This window comes from Kocuria oxytropis, from assembly GCF_040981195.1.
Classification (GTDB): domain Bacteria; phylum Actinomycetota; class Actinomycetes; order Actinomycetales; family Micrococcaceae; genus Kocuria; species Kocuria oxytropis.
Genome location: NZ_JAVFXA010000006.1, coordinates 160032 through 185760, shown reverse-complemented (window position 1 = coordinate 185760; position 25729 = coordinate 160032). Strand labels below are relative to the sequence as shown.

The window sequence follows — 25729 nt, the reverse complement described above, 5'->3', positions numbered from 1 at the left end:
AACGGACGGGGACAAGATCCCGATGCTACGTGCCGACGTCCGGATGCCGGTCCTCCGTCTCACATCCTGGAACGCCGGACAGCTCCGCCGGCCGCGGCGGACGGCGGGCGGTCACCACCGGGTCGTGACCGCCGGGCCGTGACCGCCGGGCGGTCGGTGCCGACGCCGCTCCCTCGGGGCTCCGGGGTCACCCGTAGCGACGGACCTCGTGGAAGAAGGAGTCGATCGTGTGCAGACCACCGGTGCCGGCGAGCGTGTCGTAGACGTGCTTGCCCACCGCGAGGTCGAGCACGCCCAGGCCGAACGGCGAGAAGACCACCGTCCGGTCCGCGGGCACCTCCACGGCGCCGGTCATGACGTCGTGGAGCGTCCCGGCGAGGAAGTCCCGCGAGCCGGTGCGCTGCTCGGTCAGGTGCACCGAGGTCTGGGCCTTCAGGCAGTGCTCCACGTCGTCCACGACGTTCGTGGCGGCCAGGATCACCTCGGGCGCGAGGTCGCGCAGCGAGATGTGGAGCACGAGCGGGTGGTGCGCGAACCACGAGGGATCGGTGACGTGCGGCTCTCCCGCCGTCGTCGCGAACACGACCAGGTCGCTGGAGCGGATCAACGACTCGGCGTCCTCGTGGACGGTGATCGTGCTGCCGGGTGCGGAGCGTTCGAGGTAGCCGCGGAAGCCCTCGCAGCTGCCGGGCAGCAGGTCGAAGACCCCCACCTCCTCGACGTCCCACCCGGTGTCCGCCAGGAACGCGTGCACGAAGCGGGCGATGAGCCCGACGCCGAAGAAGCCCACCCGGGTGGGGCGGCCGCGCGTGCGGCTCAGCCAGTCCGCGGCCAGGACCGCCGAGGCGGCGGTCCGGGAGGCGCTGATGATGGAGCTCTCCAGGCACGCGAACGGGTAGCCCGTCCGGGGGTCGTTGAGGATCAGCACCGCCGAGGCCCTCGGGATGCCGGACTCCACGTTGGTCGGGAAGCTGGAGATCCACTTCAGGCCGTCCACGCCACCGGGTCCGCCCAGGGAGGCGGGCAGCGCGATGATCCGGCTCGTCGGGCGGTCCGGGAACCGCAGGAAGTAGGACGGCGGGTTGACCGTCTGCCCGGCACCGTGCAGACGGTAGGTGTCCTCCACCAGGGCGACGATCTCTGCCCGGTGTCCCTGCAGCGCCCGGTCGACCTCCGCGCCGGAGATGACCGCGAAGGACGGGATGGTGGGTCGCTGCTCCGGGGCGTCCTGCACCCGGTCGGTGTTCGGCCCGGCGGTCAGCGCCATGGTCCCTGCTCCTTCGAGGTCGTGTCCTGGAGCGACACCGGGTCGCTCATGGCGACGAGGATCTCCCGCTCGCCCTCGTAGGGCTCGCGGCTGTGCGCCGTCCGCACGTTGTCCACGAGCATCAGGTCCCCGGCACGCCACGGCTCGCGCAGCGTGTGGGACTCGTAGATCTCGTTCAGCATGGCCACGACGTCCTCGCCGATCGGCTCGCCGCTGCCGAACGCCGTCCGGAACGGCAGGCCGTCCTCCTCGTACACGTCGACGAGGTACTCGCGGACCTCCGGCTCCATCGTCCACTCGCTGAGGAAGGCCACCTGGTTGAACCAGCATCGCTCCCCGGTGACGGGGTGGCGGACGACGGCGGCGCGGCGCTGGCGCGTCCGCAGTCCGCCGTCGGGCTGCCACTCGAGCTCGATCCGGTTGGCCGCGCAGTAGCGCTCGACCGCTGCGGGGTCGTCGGTGCCGAAGGCATCGGCGACGGAGGCGCCGATCTCGTCGTTGTAGGCGCGGATCAGCATCCAGCCGTCGCGCTCGAACCGTGCGACCAGGTCCGCGGGCAGGTCGCGGAGCACCGCCCGCGAGTCGGCGACGCCGGTCACGCCGCCGGCGGCCGGGGCGGTGCGGCAGGCGAAGAGCATCAGCCCGGGGGCGTGGAGCGTGTAGCTCAGCTCGTGGTGCATGCACATGGGCTGGTTGGCCGGCCAGGTGGCCGAGGAGTACACACCGGGCGCCCAGGACCTGCGGGCGGCGAAGGCCTCCCGCTCGGTCATCAGCTCGGGGCTGAGGGACCGGAAGACGGCCTCGATCTGCGCGGGGTCCGACAGCCCGAGGCCGCGCACGAGGACGGCCCCGTGCCGAGTGACGGCCGCCCGCAGCGCGTCCCGGTGCTGCCGGGCCCAGGCCACCGCGTCGCCCGGGGGAGGGAGCAGGATCCTGGGCGGTGCCCCCGGCCGCACGTCGACGTCGAGCTCCGTCGGGGCGGAGGTGCGGGAGGTGGCGGAGTTCGCGGTCATGGTGGTTCCTTCCGGTGCGGTCACGGTCGGGCGGGTACGTCGTGCGCGGCGGACCTGGCGTCCAGCTCCGTGGCGAGGTCGGTGAGGACCGGGTGGCTGACGAGGTCCTTGAGCGAGACCTTCCGGTCCAGGGCGATGGCGAGCCGGACGGCGGTGAGCGAGGAGCCCCCGAGGTCGAAGAAGTGGTCCCGGCGGTCGATCCTGTCCTCCGGCACGGCGAGCACGCGCGCCCACGCCGCTGCCAGCCAGCGTTCGGTGGGGGTGCGCGGAGCGTCGCGGGAACCGCCCTCGAGCTCGAGCTCCGCGGCCAGCGCGGTGAGGCGCCTGCGGTCGATCTTGCCGTTGGCCGTCAGCGGGAGGGCCGGTTGCCAGTGGACCACCTGCGGCACCATGTACCGGGGCAGCGACTGCGCGAGCCGTTCGCGCAGCGCGCCGGTGTCCAGCGGTTCGGGCGCGTGGTAGAAGGCCACCAGGTGGCGGCCCCGGTCCGGGCGCTCAGCGACGACGACCGCCCCGTCGCGCACCCCGGGGACCCTCAGGAGGGCGTTCTCGATCTCGCCGACCTCGATGCGGAACCCGGAGATCTTGACCTGGTGGTCCCGCCGGCCCAGGTACACCAGCTTGCCGTCCGGCGACCACCGTCCGTAGTCGCCCGCCCGGTAGAGCCGCGCTCCCTCCACGTACGGGTCGGCGGAGTAGGCCTGGGCCGTCCGTTCCGGGTCGTTGATGTACCCACGGCCCACGCACACCCCCGAGAAGGCGATCTCGCCCGGTGCCCCGAGCGGCACGAGCCGCTGCCGTTCGTCGAGCAGGTGGATCCGGACGTTCGGGACCGGCCGGCCCAGCGGCACGTGATCGCCCGCGGGGACGGCGCTCATCACCTCGTGGTTCGTGTCGTCCGAGGTCTCCGTCAGCCCGTAGGCGTTGACGAGCTTGACGTCGGGCAGCACGTCGAACCAGCGGCGGACCAGCTCCTGCCGGAGGGCCTCCCCGGTCGCCGAGACGCAGCGGAGGTTGGGCAGGGCGCGGGGTCTGTCCTCCAGGTAGGCCACCACCGCGTCCAGGTAGGACGGGACCACCTGGAGGACGGCGACCCCGCCCTGGTCCACCGTGTCGACGAACCGCTCGACGTCGAGGACCCGGTCCTGCCCCACGATGAGGGTGCGGCCGCCGACGACCAGGGCCGAGACCAGCTGCCACAGCGAGATGTCGAAGCACTGGGGGGCGGTCTGGGCGACGACGTCGCCGGAGCGGATCCCGAGGTCCTCGATCTTGGCGTACAGGTGGTTCACCATCCCGTCGTGCTCGCACATCGCGCCCTTCGGCTCTCCCGTGGAACCCGAGGTGAAGTAGACGTAGGCGAGCTGGTCGGGACGCACCGGCATCCCCAGGTCGTGGTCGGCGTGCCCCTCGGCCTCGACGTCCTCCAGGAGGATCGTCGACACGGACGGGGCCTCCGCGAGCGCTGCGTCCAGCGAGGCGGTGCTGCCCTGCTCGGTGAGCACCGTCCGGCACCCGGCCCGGGTGAGCGTCCTGGCGATCCGGTCGGGCGGGAAGCGGGGTTCCAGCGGCAGGTACGCGCCACCGGCCTTGAGGATGCCGATGACGGCGGCCATCCACTCCAGGTCCCGTTCGGCGACGACCGCCACGACGTCCTCGGCCCGCAGCCCGCGCGCGAGCAGTGCGCGGGCCACCCTGTTGGCGCGGGCGTTCAGCTCCGCATACGTCCACTCCCGAGTGTCCTGGACGGCCGCGATGCGCTCGGGATGCCGCCGGACGCGCTCCTCGAACAGTTCGTGGAAGCGGCGCCGGGGCCGGGGCCGCACGGGTCCGGCCAGCCGATCCAGCTGGAGGCGCCGTTCCGCCGGATCGACCAGGTCGGCGTCGCCGGGATCCGCCCCGGGGCGGGCGACCAGGTGGCGGAGCGCGGCCAGATGGTACCCGGCGATCCTGCGGGCGGCACCGGCGTCGAGGACGTCCAGACGGTACCGCAGGCGGAGCGACTCGCCCCCGGCGACGGCCTGGAGCGACACGCCGAGGACGGTGCCCTCCGGCAGCCCGGGACCGGCGTCCTGGTGGGCGGCGAAGACCACTTCGTACCCCGGGGAGTCCGGCCGGTCCCGCCTCCCGTTCAGCCGGGCGTGCGCCTGGCCGACAAGGTCCCGCCAGGAGCGTCGGCCGAGGTCGAGGTCGCACGGCCAGGTGTCCGCCGCGTCCCGGCACCCGGTGGTGACCTCCGTCTCGCCGGACAGGGCCTGGAGCACCCTCGCGTGCGCCGCCAGCCAGATCGCCCCGGGTGTCGCCTCCCAGTCACGGGCCAGGGTCTGCACGGCGCTGCGCAGGTCCTCGGGCACGGTCACCTCGACCTGCTCCTGTCCCGTGCGGGGGTCCTGGGTCCATCGGGGGATCCGCGTGGGCGTGGACACCTGCGGGGCGGTCCGGCCGGCGGCCGGGTCCGGCGCGATCCGGCCGGCGACCCGGCAGACGGGCTCGGAGGTGGTGGTCATGACCTGTGCCTTTCCGCGGTGACGGGGGACGTGGTGGCGGCCCGGGCCTCGAGGGCCGGGTTGCCGCCCCACAGGGATCCTCGGGTCAGCGTCGTCCCCTTCATCACGAAGGAGTCGGTGGCGACGACGACGCCGTCCTCGGCGGTGACGCCGTAGTGGACGAGGGCGCCGACGCCGAGGGTGACGTCGTCGCCGACGACGTCGTGGTCGGACTTGAACATCCCGTCCTCCTGGGAGTGGCTCTGGATGTTGGTGCCGGTGTTCAGCGTGCAGCGGGAGCCGATCGTCACCAGGCTCCGCTCGGGGATCGAGCAGCCGTCGTCGAAGACCCTGCTGCCGATCCGCACGCCCAGCATCCGCCAGATCAGGGGCTTGAACGGCGTCCCGTTGAGCATGGACATGCGCAGGGCCTGGGTCTGCAGCTTCCAGTACCGCTCGTGCCACCAGAAGTAGGGGTGGTAGATGGAGCAGAGCTGGGGCCGGAGCGCCCGGGACCGCGTCACCACGTGCTCGATGCCGATGGGCACCAGCAGGCCGATCAGGAGCATCACGACGAACGACGCGGAGAAGGCCAGGAAGCCGAACCGGTCGGACAGCTCGACGGCTGCGAGGGCGACGATCATGGCCAGTGAGGCGTTGAACCACCGCACCAGCAGGAACAGGGCCATGGTGCGCAGGTTGTGCCGGTTCTTGGCCGACAGGACCCGGCGGAAGCGGTCGGGGTCCGCGTGCTCCTCCAGCGGGGCGTCCCGCAGGACCGAGCGGGGGATCTCGAACGCCGGTGACCCGAGCAGGCCCACGTTCTCGCGCACCGGCCCGTCGACGGGGACCATGACCTTGGTGGCGAGCAGACAGTTCGCCCCCGTCCTGGCCCCGGCCGGGTAGAGCACGAAGTTGCCGAGGAAGCTGTGCGCGCCGAGCTCCGCCCGGGAGACCGTGAACGACGTCGCCGAGTAGTCGGTGTTCATGAACGACACCCCGTCGGCGATCATCGTGCCGGTGCCGATCGTGGTGAGGAACGGGTTGTCGTGCTTGAACAGCGTGCCCAGGTTCGAGCCGGTCTGCTGGAGGTTCGGCTGGCGGTATCCGAGGGCCCGCACGAAGTGCACGACGTACGAGCTGTCCCCGAACAGCGTCCCGAGCCCCGGGTTGTTGGTCAGCCGCTCGATCGTCCGCTCCGCCGCGTGCCGCAGTCCGAACAGCGGATACACCGTGCCGGGCTGCAGCGCGTGCCGGAGCAGCCGCGGAACGGTGGTCATGACCACCAGCATCACGAGCGTGCTGCCGAAGACCCCGATGCCGGCGAAGGCGACGGCGTCGGCGTAGAAGATCCAGTCGGTGAACGCGAACGGATGGTCCTCCAGCAGCGCCGCCACGCGCGGGAACGCCAGGACGGCCAGGATCATCGTCAGTCCCACCATGATCCGGCCCAGCGCGAGGGTGGCCACGAGCTGCGACACCGCGTACACCGCTCGCCGCCACGGCCGGTAGGGTGCGGCGGGAATCGTGCCGAGGTCCAGCTCCGTGCGCCGGCCCGGGGACCCGTGCCAGCGCTCGCCCGCGGGCACGACCTGGCCGGTGTACAGGGTGGACCGGTGTCCCAGCTGGGAGCCGTCCCCCATCGTCGTGCCGATGTCCAGGACGCTGCCCTCGCCCACGATCACGTCCCGGCCCAGCGTCACGGCGCCGGTCTGGATGACGCCGCCGTGGGCGCGGTAGCCGTTGGCGACCACGTCCTTGCGGATGACCGTTCCGTCCCCGATCGTGAGCAGGTCGGTGCAGACCGGCAGCCGGGCGGTCAGGACCGTCACGTTGCGGCCCACTCTGGCCCCCATGGCCCTCAGGTAGAGGGGCGTCAGCGGGGAACCGGTCATCAGCGCGAGGGGCGAGGTGCGCATCAGGGTCTTGACCAGCCAGAACCGGAAGTAGGCCAGGCTCCAGATGCGGATCTCCCGGGGCCGGAAGCGCCCGACGAGGATCCACTTCCCGGCCACCGGCAGCAGGCACAGCAGCAGGAACGACGCCGCGCCGAAGGCCACCGACCGCAGGTAGAGCTCCCACAGGCTCATCCCGTGGCCCAGCCAGTGGTGGTTGCCCGGTCCCGCCTCCGGGAACACCCACAGGTATCCCACGACCGCGAGGCCGCCGGCGAGCAGGCAGTAGCCGAGGTAGACGAGCACCTGCAGGACGCCGCAGGTGATGATCTCCCACGTCCGCGCGTCCATGGGCGGTGGCGTCCCCGGCACGGACGCCGGGAGCGGTGAGGGCTCCTGCGGCTGGTCCGGCTGGGCGGGGTCGTGCAGGGCGGCCGCGAGCGCGGAGAGGGTCGGGTTGCCGTAGATGTCCTTCATGGACACCGCCGGCAGGTCCGGGTGCTTGCGCACCCGGGCGCAGAACTTCGCCATGACCAGCGAGTCCGCGCCCAGGTCGTCGAAGAAGTTCGCGTCCGCCGGCACCTGCTGCCCGCCCAGCACCCCGGACAGCACCTCGGACAGGATCTCGGACAGCCGCTCCTGCGCCGGCCCCGACGGTGTCAGGGATCCGGCCAGCGCCGCGATGGTCGGCTGCAGGTAGATGTCCTTCATGGACACCGCCGGCAGGTCCGGCTGCTTGCGCACCCGGGCGCAGAACTTCGCCATGACCAGCGAGTCCAGTCCCAGGTCGTCGAAGAAGTGGGCATCCACGGGGACGTCGGCCCGCTGGGCCGCGGAGGCGAGAAGATCTGCCAGCCGGCGCTCGAGCGGAGCGTCGGCGCCGGGCGCCACGGGGGCCGGTGCGGTCGGCAGGTCGGTCGTCGGGGGAGCCGGGGGAGCCGTGGTCATCGTGGGAGTCGTGGCCACCGGAGACATCGGCAGCGTGTCGGCGAGGTTCTTCACTGCGAGGCACTCCTCGGCGCGGCGGCGGCCACGCGGTCGGTCGCCGGTGCGGCTTCTCGTGGACGGGGCTCTGCCCCCGGGGCGGAGCGCCGGCCCGGACCGGCCGTCCCGTCCGAGCCGGCGAGGGCCTCGGCCCCGAAGTGGTCGAGGACCCAGTCCGGCTGGTAGATGGTGTCCAGGTACGGGCGGCCCAGGTCGGGCGAGACGGCCACGGCGGTGGCGTCCTGGGCGTGGTGGTCCGCGAGCCACGTCATGGCGCCGTGCACCACGGTCCCGCTGGAGCCGCCGAGCAGGAACCCCCGCCCGGCCAGGCGGTGGCAGGCGCGCACCGTGTCCAGCTCCTCGACGAGCACCACGTCGTCGACGAAGGACTCGTCGAGCTGGGGCGGCCGCACGCTCATGCCGAGTCCCGGGATCAGCCGGGTGGCCGGAGCGCCGCCGAAGGAGACCGAACCGGCGGCGTCCACCGCGACGATCCGGACGTCCGGGCGGTGCTCGCGGAAGTACCGCGCGCAGCCCATCAGGGTGCCGGTGGTTCCTGCTCCGACGAACAGCACGTCGAGCTCGGGGAACTGGGCGTCGATCTCGGGGGCGGTCCAGCGGTAGTGCGCGCCCCAGTTGCCGGGGCTCGTGTACTGGTTGAGCCAGACGTACCGATCGTCGGACGCGCACAGCCGCTGGACGTGGTGGAGCCGGGACCCGAGGAAGCCGTCGACGGGATCCGGCTCGGTGACCAGGTCGACCTGCGCCCCGAGGGACTCCATGAGCTGCCGGGTCGCGGGGTTGCAGCGTGGGTCGATCACGCACACGAAGCTGTAGCCCTTGCTGGCGGCGATCATGCTGAGCGCCACGCCGAGGTTTCCCGACGAGGACTCCACGAGCACGGAGCCGGGACCGACCCGCCCCTCCTGCTCGGCCCGCTCGACCATCTCCCGGGCGGGCTTGAGCTTGATCGAGCCCGCGAAGTTGAACCCCTCGATCTTCAGGTAGAGGCGGCGGCCCAGCACGCCCTCCAGGTCGACGAACAGACTCTGCTCGTTGAACAGGTGCGGAGCCTTGATGATGGACATGGTCTTCCTCGTTCTCTTGCGGTGCGCGCGGTCCGTGCGGACGGCCCGAGGCAGCGGATCGGATCGACATCGGTGAGCCCCCTCACGGCAGGAGTCCCTGAACGGTGGGGCTCGGCCGACACCTTCCCAGCCGACCCGGAGGCGATGGCTGTCTTCATGGTGGCGGCCGACGCGATCGTGAACATGGGCGACGAGCGCCTATCTGGCGCAGTGCACCCACCCATCTCGGGGACGGCGTGTCCCTGCCGGCGCCGCCCATGGATCTCGACTCCCGGGGCGGTCGCGGCGAGCCGGTCACGATCCGGGCCGCAGCCGCGGCAGACGGCACGGGCAACCACCGCGCGGCGCGGCCGCCGGCCCGGCCGGTGCCCACGTGCGGGAAGGCCACGCGTTCCCAGCGGGTGCCCTCGACGGGCGGATGGGCACCCCGGACGCACTTCTGGGCAGCGCTCACCCATGTCCGCAGGTCGGCACGGGGTGCACGCTGTCAGGGCAGGTGCCGACTTCCGCGACACAGGCCCCGTGACCCGAGGAGACGTCATGCCGGACTCCGATGCCGTGAGCGAGGAACCCCGTCCACCGCAGCACGACACCCCGTCGCCCCCGAAGTTCGCGAGCTGGCGGCCCCGGGCGGGCCGCTCGTCGCACGGAGGGTCGTCGTGTCCGTCCTGCCCGGTCTCCGCCGCGCCGGCGACCATGAGCAGCGCTGTTCCCCGATCGGGGGTGGTGGAGGCCAACGGCACCGTCTTCTTCGTGGAGCGGCGCGGGCACGGCCCGGCGCTGCTGCTGATCCACGGTGCCGGACAGGACGCGGGGATGCTGGGAGCCCTGGCCCAGGCGCTGGCCGCCGCCGGCTTCCAGGTGCTCGTCTACGACCGGCGGGGGACCGGCCACTCCGGGCGGGACGCCTGGCCGGGCAGCGGGGCGGCCCAGCACGCGGAGGACGCCGCGGCCCTGCTCCGGTTGTTCTGCCTCTCCCCGGCGGTGCTCGTGGGAGTGGACTCGGGCGGCATCATCGCCGTCAAGCTCGCCGAGCAGCACCCGGAGTGCGTCCGGCACGCGGTGGTGTGGGAGCCGTCGGTCGCCGGACTGGCCCCGGACGGGCGCGAGGACACGTCGCACCTGCTCCTGCCGATGACCGCGCACCTGGCCGAGCACCCCCACGACTTCATCGGTGCGCAGGCGCTGCTGCTCGGCGCCGCCGCCGGTGCGCCCGTCAGCATCGACGACCCCGACTTCGCGCGGGTCCGCGTCAACGCCGAGGCGATGGTGCTGGACGAGCCGGCGATCGCGTGGACGACGTTCACCGACGGCCTGCGCTCGTGCCCGGTGACCGTGGCGATCGGCGACGAGCCGAGCGAGCCGGTGCGGGCCGCCGCCGCCGAGCTGGCGCGGCTCGGCGAGAGGCCGGTGCACCGGGTGGCCGGTCGTCACGACGTCTACCTCACCGACCCCGGCGTCCTCGCCGGCCTGGTCACCGAGGCGCTGTCGGGCGCCTGCGCTGCTGCTGCGCACCGGGGCGTGCCTGCGCCGGCCGGGGCGTTCCGGTGATGCCGGCCGCGGGCGCACCGCACGCGGCCGGCACGCGGTGGGCCGTTCAGACCGCCCCGTGCTGAGGGCGCGGCCACGAGCGCGTGGCCAGCGCCGCCTGCCGGCGCGTGCTGACGCCCAGCTTGTCGAGGACCGAGGAGACGTGGTGGTCGACCGTGCGGACGGAGACCATGAGCCGCCCGGCGATCTCCGAGTTCGTCAGGCCCGCACCGATCAGCTGGACGACCTCGAGCTGACGGTCGGTCAGACCGGCGGGGTTGTCCCGGGTGCGGCGGGTGGGGCCACGGGGGATGGTGCGCACCCCCAGGTCGCGCAGACGGCGATGGACCCACCGCGCGGCCGGACCGGCGTCCAGCTCGGTGAGCATGTCGAACGCACGCAGGGTGGCGTCCGGATCGCCCGACTCGGCGAGCTCGAGCGCCTCCTCGTAGGGATCGCCGGCACGGCGCCACGCCGCCGCGGCGCCCCGCCAGTCCCTGGCCACCCCCAGCTCCCACGGGCTCGGCGGGCGGTCCGCCGACGGCGGTGACGGGGGGACGTCCACGCCGGCCCGGAGCGCGTAGCGCCGGATCTCTGCGTCGATCGGTCCCGCACCCGGCCGGGAGGCGTGCTGCGACCATCCCTCGAGCACCTGCTCCGCCTCGCCCGGCTGACCGGCCAGCCAGGCCCACTCCACCAGGGCGGCACCCGCGAGCCCCAGCGCGGTGAGATTGCGTTGCACGAGGGCCCGCTGCCAACTGCTGACCAGCACCTCGCGGACGTCCTGCCGGCCCAGGCGGGCGTGGAGCCGGGCCCGGCTGGGCAGGGAGTAGAGGGCGAGCACACCAGGATCGGCGGAACCCTCGATGAGACCGTCGAGCTCGCGGAGGGCCGATCGCCAGTCCCCCTTCCGCTGCTGCAGCAGGGCGTGGTGGACCTCCAGGTTGTACGCGTCCGGCCAGAACCCCCAGTCCCGGACGGACGGCAGTCCCTCGTCCAGGTGTGCGTCGAGCTCGCGGTAGAGGCCGTACCGGTACAGCTGCTCGGCGGTCTTGGCGTAGCCGCGGGCCAGCGGCTCCAGCGCGCCGGCGCTGCGTGCTGTCTCCATGCTGTGGCGCAGGGCGTCGAGGCGCTTCTCGAGGGTGGGTTCCGGGTCGCACAGCGTCAGGTAGATGAGGCACAGCGCGACCACGTCCGGACGGCCGCTCGTCTCGGCCCGCGCCCACGCGGCGCGCAGTGTCCGCACGGCCTCCTCGTGGGAGCCCCCCAGCGAGAGCAGCATGCCCAGGCAGGCGAGCGCCTCCGCCGCGGCGGCCGGGTCACGTCCCTCGGTGAGCTCGACGGCACGGGAAGCACAGGCTCGGGCCTCCGGCGGGTTGCCGGCGAGGAACAGCTGCCGGCCGCGGCGGATCAGGGCTCTGGCCTCGCCGGGCTCGTCGCCGAGCGAGTGGAACAGCTCCACTGCCCGGCAGGAGTGCTCCAGGGCCTGGCCGATCTGGTGGGCGCTGTAGAGCTCCCAGGCGTAGGCGTCGAGGACGGCGGCCAGCTGGGCGTCGGACAGCAGGATCTCGTGCTGCAGGGCGGCCTGGTAGAAGTCCAGCGCCTGCCGGTGGGCGCCCGCCTTGGCGGACAGCTCTCCGGCACGGGGGGCGAACTCGACGACCGTCGCCGTGTCGTGGCACCGGATGGCGTGGTGGACCAGCCGCGGCAGGTGCCCCTCGCCCCGCCGCTTGAGCAGCTCGGTCACGTCGCGCTGGAGCTGCCGCCTCTGCAGCCCGCTCAACGAGGCCTCGGTGGCCATCCGCGCGATCTCGTGCCGGAACCGCACGCCGCAGTCCTCGGCGCAGAGGATCCCGTGTTCCTCGGCCTCGGCCAGCGCGGCGAAGTCCTCGCCCAGCAGCTCCTCCGCCAGCTCGAACTCGAGCAGGCCGGGCCACACCGAGATCCGCTCCGTCGCCCGCCGGACCGGTGCGGAGAGCTGCTGGAGCCGGGCCGCCACGGCTGCCGAGAGCGTCTCCGGAACCGAGGCGTCGGCCGGCACGGCGAGCACCTCGGTGACGTAGAAGGGGTTGCCCCCGGTCACCTCGTGCAGGCGCCGGGCCTCGCGGGCACGCTCGCCGGACAGGCGCTGGACCGCCTCGAGGCTGAGTGGGCCCGGGTGCAACCAGGTGGCAGGTGCCGCCGTGGGGGCCGCGAGGAGGCGGTGCACCGGATGGTCCCGGCCCACCTCGTCGTCCCGGTAGGAGGCGATGAGGAGGGTCCGCAGGTGGTCGAGCCGGCGCACGAGGTAGGCCAGCACGTCCAGGGTCGCGTCGTCGGCCCACTGCACGTCCTCCACGAGCACGACCGTCGGGGCCCCGTCCTCGAGGAGGTGCGTCACCGCGGACAGGACGTCGTGCAGGACGCCCTGGTCGAAGGCGGCGAGGAGGACCGGGCTCGTGTCCTCGAACGCCTCGCGCAGCGCCCCGAACGGGTGGGCGGTGATGAGGTTGTCGCAGCGGCCCCGGTGCACGCGGACCCCGGCCGGGACGGCGTCGACCATCGCGTCGAGAAGGCTGCTCTTGCCGATGCCGGCCTCCCCGGCGACGACGGCGAACCCGCCCCGGCCGGCCGCCACGCGATCGACGAGCTCCGCGAGAGCGCCCAGCTCGGCATCCCGCTCGAGCAGCACGGGCTCCGGGGAGTCCTCCGGCTGCGGGTGGACGGACCCGTCGTCGCGGGGGCTCCTGAGCGTCAGGCGGCTCCCGCCTGCAGGACCGTCCCGCCTCGACAGGTCGTCGAGAAGCTGCGGACTGCGTGTGCGCGTGGACATGTGACTCCCCGTGCGTCGGGAGGAGGGCGGGTGCGTGGCGGGTGTCGACCACGGCGGCCCAGTGGGTCCTCCTCGGCATCGTCCGGCACCCCCGGCGCCGGATTCGCCATTCGTAAATCAGCGTAGCCCTGAACCGACCGGCACCGGAGCGTGGACGGGGATGTTACCCCATGTCACATAGGTAAAACCGGTCCGAAAGCATGTGCGGTAGCACACGGCCGGTGGTGGCGGCCGGTGCCGGTGAGCGGCGGACCGGGACGTGCTCCGGTCCGGGATCGCGGCAGCCCTGCACGGGGCGGGTGCGACGGTCGCCGCTCTCGTCGGACGCCCTCCCCGGCGGCCGGCCCTGCAGGATTCCAGGATGACCGATGGGCCCGCTGCCGACGTCCACCTCCGGACGGAGAAATCCGGTCCATCGGTGGTGGTATGCGGTGCCGGTCGTGGGCCGGGACCCAGCGGTCGGCCCCGGGCCCCGGCCGCGGTGTGCCGGTGTCGTCAGCTCCGATCGGAGGGGACGTGGACGGTCAGCGCCGCCCGCGCGTTCGACGGGGCCGGGCCGGGGTCCGGTGGGAGGGGCACATCCAGGATCCGCCACCCCGCGACGGGGTGCTCCGGGACGGGACCCGCCCCGACCTCGTCGACGGCGGGGTCGCGGAACAGCCCCGAGCCCATGGCCTTGAGCAGGGACTCCTTGCGCGCCCACACCGTCGTCACGGCCGCCGGCCGGTCCGCGGCGGGCAGGTTCCGCACGGCGGCGATCTCGGCGGGGTGCAGCAGGGGGAGCACCTGCTCGGCGGCGACCGGGTCCTGGAGGCCCTCGACGTCGACCCCCACCTCGCGCTCGGCGGTGGCCACGAGGATCCGGCTGCCGCTGTGCGACAGGGAGAAGCGCAGCGCGTGGTCCTCGAGCCGCGGCTTGGGCCGGGGCCCGCGGACGGGACGGGGTGGACCCAGGCGCAGCGCGCCGGGATCCGCCCCGGTCCGGGCGGCGAGCACGTGGCGCAGCACGCAGTGGGCCACCACGAACCGCCGCCGGTCGGCCGGGGAGCGCAGCGCCGCGGCGCGGGCTCGTTCGTCGTCGTCCAGACAGTCCCGGACCGACTCCGCCCAGCCGGTCAGCGGGGCCACACGGGCGAGTACCACCCGCACGTCCGCCGGGGCACCCGGCACCGACAGCTCGACCGTGCCGGGCACGGCCGGCGGGCACCGCGTCACAGCGGCCGGCTCACCGGGCAGGCCTCACCGGGACCGGCCGGGAGCGGCGTGTGCCTCGAGGTCCTCGAGCAGCCGGTCCCGGTGCGCGGCGAGCGGGTGGTGGCCCCCCGGGTACTCCCGGCGCTGCACGGGCCCGGTGGCCACCGGCCCCCAGGCGTCCATGCCGGCGGCGTCCACGGACCCGTCGCCCGTGCCGCGCAGCAGCAGCAGCGGTGCCGGCACCGGGGCCGGGAGCCGGTCGTGGGCCCCCGAGAGCCGCAGGTCCGCGCGCAGGGCCGGCAGCTGCAGGGCCAGCAGCTCGGGGTTCTCCAGGACCGCCTCGGGGGTGCCGCCCAGCCGCCGCAGCCAGCGGGCGAGCGCCGCGTCCGCCCCGGGGTCCTGCGGGTCGAGCCCGGTCCTCAGGTCCTCGTCCCCGGGGTCCTGCGGGTCCGCGGCACCCGGGGCGGTCTTCGCGGACAGCGCCAGCAGCGCCACCCGGATCCCCTCCCGGTGCTCGAGCCGCGAGGCGAGCTCGGCCGCCACCGAGGCGCCCATGCTGTGGCCCAGGACCACGAGCGGGACGCCAGAGGAGGTCCACGGGGCCGCGGCGACGGCCTCGGCGGCCTCCGCGGCCAGCGCCGTGAGCGAGGGCGCGGATGGCTCCCGGAAGCGGTTCTCCCGTCCCGGGTACTGCACGCCGAGCACGTGCACGTCCTCCCGGACCAGGAACCGCCAGTAGCCGGCGGCCGCGCCCGCGGGCGGGCAGCAGAGCACCCGCAGCCGGGGCGTCCGGGCCGGGGCACCGCCGCGCAGCCGGTCCTGGGCGGAGAGGTCCACGAGGCAGCGCCCGGGCGCGCCGGTCGGTCGTGTGCTCATCGGGGCCGGGCCGCCCGCGTCAGGAGATGGTGGCCAGGACGGCGCCGGCCGAGACGGTGTCCCCGGGGCTCACGGACAGACCCGAGACCGTGCCCGACTTGTGCGCCGTCAGCGGCTGCTCCATCTTCATGGCCTCGAGCACGAGCACGAGGTCGCCCTCGGCCACCTCGTCCCCGTTGTCCACCGCGATCTTCACGATGGTGCCCTGCATGGGGGAGCTCAGGCTGTCGCCGCTCGCCGCGGCGGCGCCGCCGCCGCGCGCCGCGCGGGACTTGCGCGGCTTGGCCGCGGTCCCGTTGGGCTTGGCCGCCCCGGGCAGCGCCGGCAGCACGACCTCGAGCCGCTTGCCCGAGACCTCCACGACGATCGCCCGGCGCTCCTCGGCCTCGGGGGCGGCCTGCGGGACGCCCTCGAACGGCGGGATGGTGTTCTCGAACCCGGTCTCGATCCATCGGGTGTGCACCGTGAACGGGGCGCCGTCCTCCGGGGCGAACGCGGGGTCGGAGACCACCGCGCGGTGGAAGGGGACCACGGTGGGCATGCCCTCGATGCGCAGCTCCGCCAGGGCCCGGCGGGAGCGCTCGAGCGCCTGCCGGCGCGTGGCGCCGGTGACGATCAGCTTGGCGAGCATGGAGTCGAAGTTCCCGCCCACGGTCTCGCCGGCCTGCACGCCGGAGTCCACGCGCACGCCCGGGCCGGAGGGCAGGTCGAGAGCGGCGATGGTGCCGGGGGAGGGCATGAAGTGCCGTCCGGGGTCCTCGCCGTTGATCCGGAACTCGATCGAGTGCCCGCGCACCTCCGGGTCGTCGTAGCCGAGGGCCTCGCCGCGGGCCAGCCGGAACTGCTCGCGCACCAGGTCGATGCCCGTGACCTCCTCGGAGACCGGGTGCTCCACCTGCAGGCGGGTGTTAACCTCGAGGAACGTGATCGTGCCGTCCTGGCCCACCAGGAACTCGCACGTGCCCGCGCCCTGGTAGCCGGCCTCCCGCAGGATCGCCTTCGAGGACTCGTAGAGCAGCCGGTTCTGCGCCTCGGACAGGAACGGCGCCGGCGCCTCCTCCACGAGCTTCTGGTTGCGCCGCTGCAGGGAGCAGTCGCGGGTGGAGACGACCACCACGTTGCCGTGGGCGTCGGCGAGGCACTGGGTCTCGACGTGCCGCGGGGCGTCCAGGAAGCGCTCCACGAAGCACTCGCCGCGGCCGAACGCCGCGGTGGCCTCGCGCACGGCGGACTCGTAGAGCTCCGGGATGTCCTCGCGGTCGCGGACCACCTTGATGCCGCGGCCGCCGCCGCCGAAGGCGGCCTTGATGGCCAGGGGCAGCCCGTGCTCGTCGGCGAAGGCGAGGACCTCCTCGGCGGAGCCGACCGGATCGGTGGTTCCGGGGACCTGCGGGGCGTCGACCTTCTCCGCGATGTGGCGGGCGGCCACCTTGTCGCCGAGCTTGGCGATGGCCGCGGGCGGGGGCCCGATCCAGGTCAGGCCGGCCTCGAGCACGGCCAGGGCGAAGTCCGCGTTCTCGGACAGGAAGCCGTAGCCGGGGTGCACGGCGTCGGCGCCCGAGCGGGCGGCCACGTCCAGGATCTTCTCGGCCACCAGGTACGAGTCCGCGGCGGTGGACCCGCCGAGCCCGTACGCCTCGTCCGCCATGCGCGCGTGCAGGGCGTCCCGGTCCGGGTCGGCGTACACGGCCACGGAGGCGATGCCCTCGTCGCGGGCGGCACGGATCACCCGCACCGCGATCTCCCCGCGGTTGGCGACGAGCACCTTGGTGATGGGGCGGATGGCGCCGTCCGCGGTGTTCTTACCGGTCACGTCTCACTCCTTGTCGAATCCTCCGATGCACTGTATTCCCCGCCGCGAGCAATCGCCCAACCGCCCGGCGGCGCTCCGGAAATGCGTCGCCGTTTCTGTAGGAGTCCTACAAGTCCGCCGACGTCCCCGCGCGGGTCCCGCCGGTGGCGGCGGCGCGGCCCGGTCAGCGGCGGGCCGTCCACAGCTGGGGCACGCCCACCTCCGCGCGGCCGAGCAGCGTCCGCAGGGTGCTCAGGCTCAGGCCGACGACGGCGTGCACGTCCCCCTCGACCCGCTCCACGAACGCCGCCCCGAGGGAGTCGATGGTGAAGGACCCGGCGACCTCCAGGGGCTCGCCGGTGGCCACGTAGGCCGCGACCTCGTCGTCGGTCATCTGCGCGAAGAACACCTCGGCGCGGGCGGGCGCGCCGCCGCTGAAGCCGGTGCCGCCCTCGGCCGGGCTCCGGGTGTCCACGAGCCAGTGACCCGTGTGCAGCACGCCCGAGCGCCCGCGCATGGCCCGGATCCGGGCGGTGGCGGTCTCGGGGTCGAGCGGCTTGCCGTGCACCTCGCCGTCGAGCTCGAAGACCGAGTCGCAGCCCACCACCAGCGCCCCGGCCGCCGCGGGCAGCGCGGCCACGGCCTCCGCCTTGGCCCGGGCCAGGACCATCGCGGTCTCCTCCGCGCCGGTCACCCCGCGCTCCCGGACCACGGCGTCCTCGTCCACGTCCGAGACGAGCCGGTCGTGGCCGATCCCGGCGTCGGTCAGGAGCTTGGTGCGGGCGGGGGAGCGGGAGGCGAGGACGAGGCGGGGAGTCACCGTCCCAGGATACGCAGGCCGCACACGAGGGGTCGCGATCGGGCCTGCCCATGCGCGAGGGGTCGCGATCGGGCCTGCCCGCACGCGAGGGGTCGCGATCGGCCTGCCCACGCCCGAGGGGTCGCGATCGGACCTGCCCGCACGCGAGGGGTCGCGATCGGACCTGCCCACGCGCGAGGGGCCGCGCCCTGCTGGTGAGACGTTCTCCCACCGACAGGACGCGACCCCTCGTGTCCGCGCGGGACAGGACGCGACCCCTCGTGTCCGCGCGGGACAGGACGCGACCCCTCGCGAGCGTTCGGGACAGGATGCGACCCCTCGCGAGCGTTCGGGACAGGACGCGACCCCTTGCGAGCGCCCGGATCAGTACTCGACGACCACGCGGCCCTCGATCTTGCCCTTCTCCATCTCGTCGAGGACGGCGTTGACGTCCTCCAGCGGGCGGGTGCTGTAGGTCGGGTGGATCAGTCCCCGGGCGTAGAAGTCCAGGGCCTCGACCATGTCCTGGCGGGTGCCCACGATGGACCCGCGGATGGTCAGGCCCTTGAGCACGATGTCGAAGATCGGCGCCGGGAAGTCCCCCGGCGGCAGGCCGTTGAACACGATCGTCCCGCCGCGGCGGACCATGCCGATCGCCTGCCCGAAGGCGGCCGGGTGCACCGCCGTGACCAGCACGGCGTCCGCCCCGCCGGGGACCTGCGCGAGCACGGCCTCGGCCGGGTCCTCGGCGAACGCGTTCACGGTGATCTCCGCGCCGTGCTTGCGGGCGAGCGCGAGCTTGTCGTCGGCGACGTCCACCGCCGCGACGCGCAGGCCCATCGCCACCGCGTACTGCACGGCCAGGTGCCCCAGGCCCCCGATGCCGGAGATCACCACCCACTCCCCGGGCCGGGCCTCGGTCATCTTCAGGCCCTTGTAGACCGTGACCCCGGCGCACAGCACCGGCGCCACCTCGTACGGGTCGGCGCCCGCCGGGATCCGCGCGGCGAACCGGGCGTCCACCAGCATGTACCGGCCGAAGGAGCCGTCGATGCTGTAGCCGCCGTTGACCTGCTCCTCGCACAGCGTCTCCCAGCCGGTGCGGCAGTTGCGGCAGTGCCCGCACGCCGAGGCGAGCCAGGCGTTGCCCACGAGCTCGCCCACCTGCAGCTCCGTGACGCCGGGGCCGAGGGCCACGACCGTGCCGACGCCCTCGTGGCCCGGGACGAACGGCGGGCTGGGCTGGACCGGCCAGTCGCCGTGGGCGGCGTGCAGGTCGGTGTGGCACACGCCGGTGGAGATCAGCTCGACGAGGACCTGGCCGGGGCCCGGTTCCGGGACGGGGATCTCCTTGACCTCGAGGGGCTCCCCGAAGGCGGTGACCACGGCGGCGGTCATCGTCCCGGGGACGGTGGTGGTGGACTGCTGGACGGTCGGGGCCTGCTGGGCGTTCATGGTGCTCCTCCTGGAACGGGCGGGACGGATTCGACGGGTGGGACGGCAGTGACGGGCAGGACGGAATCGCCGGACGGGTCGCACCGGTGGTGCGGGTCCGGCGGGTGCGGGCCCGGCGGGTGCGGGCCCGCACCGGTGGTGCGGGCGGCGTGGGCGCCGCTGCGGCCTAGAAGAAGCCCTGCGCGTCCTCGGAGTAGGAGACCAGCAGGTTCTTGGTCTGCTGGTAGTGGTCCAGCATCATCAGGTGGTTCTCGCGGCCGATCCCGGAGGACTTGTAGCCGCCGAAGGCCGAGTGGGCGGGGTAGTTGTGGTACTGGTTCACCCACACGCGCCCGGCCTGGATGTCCCGGCCGGCGCGGTAGGCGAGGTTGCCGTTGCGGGCCCACACCCCGGCGCCGAGGCCGTAGAGGGTGTCGTTGGCGGTGGCCATGGCGTCGGCGTAGTCGGTGAAGCGGGTCACCGACAGGACGGGACCGAAGATCTCCTCCTGGAAGATGCGCATCGAGTTCTCGCCCTCGAACACCGTGGGGGAGACGTAGAAGCCCTCGGCGAGGTCCCCGTCCAGGACGTTGCGCTCGCCGCCCACGAGGACCTTCGCGCCCTCCTGCCGGCCGATGTCGATGTAGGACAGGATCTTCTGCAGCTGGTCGTTGGAGGCCTGGGCGCCCACCTGGGTGTCCAGGTCCAGCGGGTTGCCCTGGACCATGCCCTTGACCCGCTCGACGCCGTCCGCGAGCAGCCGGTCGTAGATCGAGCCCTGGATCAGGGCGCGGGAGGGGCAGGTGCAGACCTCGCCCTGGTTGAGGGCGAAGAACGCGAAGCCCTCCAGCGCCTTGTCGTAGAAGGAGTCCTGGGCCGCGGCCACGTCCTCGAAGAAGATGTTGGGGGACTTGCCGCCCAGCTCGAGGGTGACGGGGATGATGTTCTGGGAGGCGTACTGCATGATCAGCCGGCCGGTGGTGGTCTCGCCGGTGAAGGCGATCTTGCGGATCCGCGGGCTCGAGGCCAGCGGCTTGCCGGCCTCCACGCCGAAGCCGTTGACCACGTTGACCACGCCCGGGGGCAGGATGTCCGCGAGCAGCTCCATGAGCACCATGATCGAGGCCGGGGTCTGCTCGGCCGGCTTGAGCACCACGGCGTTGCCCGCGGCCAGGGCCGGGGCGAGCTTCCACACGCCCATGAGGATCGGGAAGTTCCAGGGGATGATCTGGCCGACCACGCCGAGGGGCTCGTGGAAGTGGTAGGACGTGGTGTTGTCGTCGAGCTGGGAGAGCGTGCCTTCCTGGGCGCGGATCGCCCCGGCGAAGTAGCGGAAGTGGTCGATGGCCAGGGCGATGTCCGCGTTGATGGTCTCGCGCACCGGCTTGCCGTTGTCCCAGGTCTCGGCCACGGCGAGCATCTCGAGGTTCTGCTCCATCCGGTCGGCGATCCGGTGCAGCACCAGCGCCCGCTCGGCGACCGGTGTCTTGCCCCAGGCGGGGGCGGCGGCCCACGCGGCGTCGAGCGCGGCGTCGATGTCCTCGGCGGTGCCGCGGGCCACCTCGGTGAAGGGCTTGCCGTTGACCGGGGAGATGTTCTCGAAGTAGCGGCCCTGCACGGGCGGTACCCACTGCCCGCCGATCCAGTGCTCGTAGCGGGGCTTGAAGGAGACCTTGGAGCCCTCGGTGCCGGGCTGCGCGTAGACGGTGGTGAGGGACTGGGTTTCGACGCTCATGGTGACCTGCTCCTGGTGTCGGGACGGTGCTGCCGGTGCGGGCGCGGGCCCTCCGGTCCGCACCGCGCTGTGATGCAGCTCACGCTACGCAGGGTCACGTTGCACGTACGTTGCACGCCCGGCGTCCGGGGTGCGGGGACGGGTCAGCGGCGCAGCCGCTCCAGCTCGAGCACCGCGCGGGCGCGGGCGGGGGAGCGGGCGGGCAGGAGGCGCAGCAGTAGCTTCCAGGCCTCGGCGTCCTCGGCGGCCTCCGGCAGGGTCAGGTACTCGCGCACGGCCTCGGCGGAGCCGTCGGCCAGCACAGCCTCGCGCAGCAGTCCCGTGACGCGGTGGCGCAGCGCCACCACGGACGGCGCCTCGGAGTGCGGGAGCAGCGCCCCGGTGTATTCCCGCAGGGCCCGGCGGTGGGAGCCGCGGGCGAGCAGCTCGAGCACCCGGCCGGCGTCCGAGGGCAGGGGCGCTTCGAGCCGGTAGGGCCGCGAGGCGATCGCCGGCCCTCCCCGGGAGCCGAGCAGCCGGCGCAGCCGCAGCACCTCGGCGCGCACCGTGGTCTCCTGCGCCCGGCCGCCCCACAGCTGCACCGACAGCTCCGCGGTGCTCAGTCCGGCGGGGGCGCGGGAGAGCGCCAGGAGGATCTCGGCGTGGCGCTCGGTCAGCTCCAGCGGGTGCCCGCCCAGCACCAGGGCCGGCGGGGCGTCGCCCAGCACGCGCAGAAAGGCCCCGGCGGCGGGTTCCCGGGCCCCCGACCGGCCTGCCGCGCGGGATGGGCCCGGGGTCCCGGCGCGCAGCGCGAGGGCCAGCTCGGCCCGGGCGGCGCGCACGGCCGCGCCGACCAGGGCCCGGGTGGCGGGGTCGGCGGCCGCGTCCCCGCCGGTGAGGTCCACGGCCCCGAGCAGCGCCCCCGTGACGGGGTGCAGCAGCGGCGCCGCGGTGCAGGACCAGGGCCGGGCCTCGGGGTAGAAGTGCTGGTCGCGGTGGACCGTCACCGGCCGGCGCAGGACCAGCGCGGTGCCGGGGGCGTTGGTGCCCACGGCGTTCTCCGACCAGTCGGCGCCCTCCACGAAGCCCATGGACTCGGCGCGCCTACGAGTGGCGGTGCTGCCCCGGACCCGCAGGAGCACGCCGCAGGGGTCCGTCACGGCCACCACCAGCCCGGTGTCCTCGGCCAGGGGCGTCAGCAGCTCGTCCAGCACGGGCATCAGCAGCCGCAGCGGGGCGCGGGCCTCCCGGACGTCCGTGTGGTCGAGCACCACCTGTGGGGTACAGCGCTCGGGGGCCGAGAGGTGGCTCAGCGAGCGGGCCCAGGAGAGCCGCAGCTGCGGGTCCGTCGTCGTCGTCGGTCCCTCCGTCGCTGCGCCCATGCGCCGCCCCCTGTTCCCTGCCGTGCCCGCCGGGTGTGACCCAGCTCTCGTGCCGGTGCTCAGCGTAGCCCGTGCCGGCGCCGGGACGGGCTCGGGGCGGGGAACTGGCGGAATGCGTCGAGCATCTCCCCAGTTCCCCGCCCCGGGCGGTGGCGGGCCGGTGCCGGACCGGTGTCAGCGGGCGGCGGCCGGTGCCTCCTCGAGCCGCGGCTCCGGGCCGGACCGGGCGGCGGAACCCGCCGGCTGCGGGCCGCTGTGCGCGGCGGTGTGCTCGGTGGCGTCCGCGGCGGCGTCCTCGGGCACGAACGGGTCGCCGTGGCGCGGGGCGTCGTAGAGCCCGCGGTCCAGCAGGCCCTCGCGGTGGGCGACGATCGTGGGCACCAGGGCCTGGCCCGCCACGTTGAGCGCGGTGCGGCCCATGTCGATGATCGGGTCCACGGCCAGCAGGAGCCCCACGCCGTCCAGCGGCAGGCCCAGCGTGGACAGCGTCAGGGTGAGCATCACGGTGGCGCCCGTGGTCCCCGCGGTCGCCGCGGAGCCCAGCACGGACACCAGGGCGATGAGCACGTAGTGGGTGACGTCCAGGTCGATCCCGTAGAACTGCGCGACGAACAGGGCGGCGATGGCCGGGTAGACCGCGGCGCAGCCGTCCATCTTGGTGGTGGCCCCCAGCGGCACGGCGAACGATGCGTAGGCGCGGGGCACGCCGAGGCTGCGCTCGGCGACACGCTGGGTCAGGGGCATGGTGCCCACCGAGGACCGGGAGACGAAGCCCAGCTGCACGGCCGGCCAGACCCCGGAGAAGTACTGCTTGACGGAGAGCCCGTGCGCCTTCACCAGCACCGGGTAGACCATGAAGGCCACGACCAGCAGGCCCGCGTAGACGGTCGCGACGAACGCCAGGAGCCCGCCCATCGACGTCCAGCCGTACTCGAACACGGCCCGGCCGATCAGGCCCAGGGTGCCCAGCGGCGCCAGGCGGATGATCCACCACACGACCTTCTGCACCACGGCCAGCGCGGCGCGCACCACGGCCAGGAACGGCTCGGCGGGGGCGCCGACCTTGAGGGCCGCGATGCCGACGGCGGCCGAGACCACGAGCACCTGCAGCACGTTGAAGCCGAGGGAGGTCCGGACGGTCTCCGGGTCCACCACGGAGGAGGACACCTGCAGGCCCAGGAAGTTGGCCGGGACGAGGCCGGTGAGGAAGCCCAGCCACGAGCCCTGGGTCCCCGTGTACGCTTCGGCGGGCGCAGCGGCGCCGCTGCCGGCCCCGGGCTGGACGACCAGCCCGAGCACCAGCCCGACCGTCACGGCGATCAGCGCGGTGATCCCGAACCACAGTAGGGTCTTCCACGCGAGCCGGGCGGCGTTCGAGACCTCCCGGAGGTTGGCGATGGAGGAGATCACCGCGGTCACGATCAGGGGGACCACGGCGGCCTTGAGCAGGCTGACGTAACTGGTGCCGATGGTGTCCAGGGCGGTCATCAGCCAGTTGGGGTCGGTCTCCGGGTCGCCGCCCAGGGTGTCGGCGACGGTGCCCAGGGCCACGCCCAGGAGGAGGGCGAGCACGATCTGCGGGCCGAAGGAGGTCATCCACCGGGGCAGTCGTCGAGTGCTTTCTGCGGAAATCATGCGCCCACGATAGGGCGCGGAAATATACAACACCCAATGGCCGTGACGAAATGTGACGCCACTATGACGCGGTTCACAGATCGAGGGCGTACCGCAGGGTGTCCAGGCCCACGGACCCGATCCGCAGGGCGCGCGTGTGGAAGTCCTTGAGCAGGAAGTCCGGGCCCGCCGCGGCGCGGGCCGACTCCCGGGCCTGCTCCCACAGCTGCTGGCCCACCTTGTAGGACGGCGCCTGCCCGGGCCAGCCCATGTAGCGCATCCACTCGAAGCGCAGCATCGGGTCCGCCATCACGATGTTGGAGCGCAGGAACCGCCACCCGTCCTCCGGGGTCCAGACCTCGCCGGGGCGGGCCCCGCCCAGGGCGTCCCCGAGCTCCGCCGGGATCCGGTAGCCGCAGTGGAAGCCGACGTCGAAGACCACCCGCGCGGCCCGCAGCCGCTGGGAGTCCAACATTCCCATCCGGTCCCCGGGGTCCTGCAGGTGCCCGAGCTCGTCCATCAGCCGCTCGGCGTACAGCGCCCAGCCCTCCCCGTGCCCGGAGACCCACACGCCCATCCGCCGCCACCGGTTCAGCTCGGCCGAGTTGGCCAGCGCGGTGGAGAACTGCAGGTGGTGGCCGGGAACGCCCTCGTGGTAGACGGTGGTGGTCTCCTCCCACGTGGTGAACGTCGTGGTGCCCTCGGGCACGGACCACCACATCCGCCCCGGGCGGGAGAAGTCCGCGCTGGGCATCGAGTACCAGATCCCGCCGTCGTGGGTCGGGGCGATGCGGCACTCGAGCCGGCGCATGGGCTCCGTCAGCTCGAAGTGGGTGTCCGCGAGGGCGTCCACGGCGGCGTCGGAGAGGTCCTGCATCCACGCCCGGAGCGCGTCGGTGCCGTGCAGCTGCCGCGCCGGGTCCGCGTCCAGGGCCGCCATGGCCTGGGCGACCGTGGCGCCGGGGGCGATGCGGTGGGCGAGCAGCTCCTGCTCCGCCACGATCGTGCGCAGCTGCTCCACCCCCCACGCGTACACGGCCGCCGGGTCCAGCACGGCGCCCAGGAACTCCTGCAGCCGCAGCACGTACACGTCCGGGCCCACCGCGTCCGTGTGCGGCGCGTGCGCGGCCAGCTCCTGGCCCAGCACGCCGGCCAGGCCGCCGTAGGCCTCCCGCGCCGCCTCGGCCGCCTCCCCGACCTCCTGCCGCAGGGACTCCGGCACGTGCGGGCCGCGCCCGAGCCGGGCGAAGAAGCCGCGGCGGCCCGCGTAGCCGGTGCACTGCCGGGCCGCGTTGCGCAGCTGCGCGGCGGAGGCCGAGCGGCCGAGGGAGCGGGCGTGCCGCAGGCCCGCGACGTAGGAGTCCACGGCGGCGGGCACCGCGCGCAGCTGCCCGGCCACGCGCGCCCAGTCCTCGGCGGTGTGCCGCGGCAGGTCGTCGAAGACCTCCCGGATCTCCTGGACCGGGGAGGAGATGTTGTTGACCTCCCAGCCCCGCAGCCCCTCCTCGAGCAGCAGCAGGTCCAGGCCCAGGCGCTCGCGCAGGGCGTGGCCGGTGATCCGGTCGACGTCGTCGGCCGGAGCCGCGCGCCCGAGCTCGGCCAGGGTCCGGCGGGCGGCATCGGCGCGGGCCTCCAGGCCCTCGGGCCCGAAGTCCCGGTACCCGCTCCCGTGCCCGGGGAAGCCGTGCACCGTGGCCTGGGCCGGGTCCAGCTCCAGGGTGCGCTCGAACCAGCGCTCGGCCACGGCGTCGACGGCCGTGGGCTCGCGCGTCCCGGTGCCCAGGGGCGCCGGGCCGGCGGCGGACAGGGGGACGGTCCGTTCATCGGTCATGCACGTCACCCTAGCGCC

Annotated in this window: 16 protein-coding genes; 1 reads left to right on the top strand and 15 read right to left on the bottom strand. The window is 73.9% G+C overall.

Going from position 1 to position 25729, the window contains the following annotated elements; genetic code table 11:
• Window positions 1-187: 187 nt before the first annotated feature.
• Genes sbnB through sbnA form a run of 5 tightly spaced genes read right to left on the bottom strand, consistent with a single transcriptional unit; the run spans window position 188 to window position 8733 of the window.
• Window positions 188-1267 carry a 2,3-diaminopropionate biosynthesis protein SbnB gene (sbnB, locus tag QYM41_RS08520; RefSeq protein ID WP_368799307.1) on the bottom strand — a complete coding sequence of 360 codons (1080 nt, stop codon included), beginning with the start codon at window positions 1265-1267 and terminating at the stop codon, window positions 188-190.
• Window positions 1258-2280 carry a TauD/TfdA family dioxygenase gene (locus tag QYM41_RS08515; protein WP_368799306.1) on the bottom strand — a complete coding sequence of 341 codons (1023 nt, stop codon included), beginning with the start codon at window positions 2278-2280 and terminating at the stop codon, window positions 1258-1260. The genes sbnB and QYM41_RS08515 overlap by 10 nt, the downstream gene beginning before the upstream one ends.
• Window positions 2281-2300: 20 nt before the next feature.
• Window positions 2301-4787 (bottom strand): non-ribosomal peptide synthetase, encoded by a 2487-nt coding sequence (locus QYM41_RS08510; RefSeq protein ID WP_368799305.1) that lies wholly within the window; start codon window positions 4785-4787, stop codon window positions 2301-2303.
• The gene (locus QYM41_RS08505) at window positions 4784-7663 is read right to left on the bottom strand and encodes a Pls/PosA family non-ribosomal peptide synthetase (RefSeq protein ID WP_368799304.1); all 2880 of its coding nucleotides are present in this window, start codon (window positions 7661-7663) and stop codon (window positions 4784-4786) included. Before QYM41_RS08505 ends, QYM41_RS08510 begins: the two co-directional genes overlap by 4 nt.
• Window positions 7660-8733, bottom strand: coding sequence for a 2,3-diaminopropionate biosynthesis protein SbnA (gene sbnA, locus QYM41_RS08500; RefSeq protein WP_368799303.1), 1074 nt, complete (start codon window positions 8731-8733; stop codon window positions 7660-7662). Before sbnA ends, QYM41_RS08505 begins: the two co-directional genes overlap by 4 nt.
• A gap of 540 nt (window positions 8734-9273) precedes the next feature.
• On the opposite strand from sbnA, the gene QYM41_RS08495 reads away from it, so the two are divergent.
• Window positions 9274-10284, top strand: a complete 1011-nt coding sequence (locus tag QYM41_RS08495) for an alpha/beta fold hydrolase (protein ID WP_368799302.1) — start codon at window positions 9274-9276, stop codon at window positions 10282-10284.
• Between the two features lie 46 nt (window positions 10285-10330).
• Here QYM41_RS08495 and QYM41_RS08490 read toward each other — a convergent pair whose 3' ends face one another.
• From QYM41_RS08490 to QYM41_RS08445, 10 genes are all read right to left on the bottom strand, one after another.
• Window positions 10331-13075 carry a helix-turn-helix transcriptional regulator gene (locus tag QYM41_RS08490; RefSeq protein ID WP_368799301.1) on the bottom strand — a complete coding sequence of 915 codons (2745 nt, stop codon included), beginning with the start codon at window positions 13073-13075 and terminating at the stop codon, window positions 10331-10333.
• A gap of 495 nt (window positions 13076-13570) precedes the next feature.
• Window positions 13571-14290, bottom strand: a complete 720-nt coding sequence (locus QYM41_RS08485) for a 4'-phosphopantetheinyl transferase family protein (RefSeq protein ID WP_368799300.1) — start codon at window positions 14288-14290, stop codon at window positions 13571-13573.
• 24 nt (window positions 14291-14314) lie between these two features.
• Window positions 14315-15145, bottom strand: coding sequence for a thioesterase II family protein (locus QYM41_RS08480; RefSeq protein ID WP_368799299.1), 831 nt, complete (start codon window positions 15143-15145; stop codon window positions 14315-14317).
• A 19-nt stretch (window positions 15146-15164) separates the two neighbouring features.
• A complete protein-coding gene (locus tag QYM41_RS08475; protein WP_368799298.1) occupies window positions 15165-16958 on the bottom strand; it encodes an acetyl/propionyl/methylcrotonyl-CoA carboxylase subunit alpha in 1794 nt (597 codons plus the stop codon).
• 163 nt (window positions 16959-17121) lie between these two features.
• On the bottom strand, window positions 17122-17757 hold the full coding sequence (locus QYM41_RS08470) for a Maf family protein (RefSeq protein ID WP_368799297.1): 636 nt from the start codon (window positions 17755-17757) through the stop codon (window positions 17122-17124).
• A 363-nt stretch (window positions 17758-18120) separates the two neighbouring features.
• Window positions 18121-19134, bottom strand: coding sequence for an alcohol dehydrogenase AdhP (adhP, locus tag QYM41_RS08465; RefSeq protein ID WP_368799341.1), 1014 nt, complete (start codon window positions 19132-19134; stop codon window positions 18121-18123).
• Window positions 19135-19357: 223 nt separating this feature from the next.
• Complete coding sequence (gene exaC / locus QYM41_RS08460) at window positions 19358-20905, bottom strand: acetaldehyde dehydrogenase ExaC (RefSeq protein WP_368799296.1); 1548 nt, start codon at window positions 20903-20905, stop codon at window positions 19358-19360.
• 143 nt (window positions 20906-21048) lie between these two features.
• Window positions 21049-22266, bottom strand: a complete 1218-nt coding sequence (locus QYM41_RS08455; protein WP_368799295.1) for a transcriptional regulator — start codon at window positions 22264-22266, stop codon at window positions 21049-21051.
• 174 nt (window positions 22267-22440) lie between these two features.
• Window positions 22441-23901 carry a dicarboxylate/amino acid:cation symporter gene (locus QYM41_RS08450; RefSeq protein ID WP_368799294.1) on the bottom strand — a complete coding sequence of 487 codons (1461 nt, stop codon included), beginning with the start codon at window positions 23899-23901 and terminating at the stop codon, window positions 22441-22443.
• A 73-nt stretch (window positions 23902-23974) separates the two neighbouring features.
• Entirely contained in the window at window positions 23975-25711 is a 1737-nt protein-coding gene (locus QYM41_RS08445; RefSeq protein WP_368799293.1) for a DUF885 domain-containing protein, read from the bottom strand.
• Window positions 25712-25729: the final 18 nt, after the last annotated feature.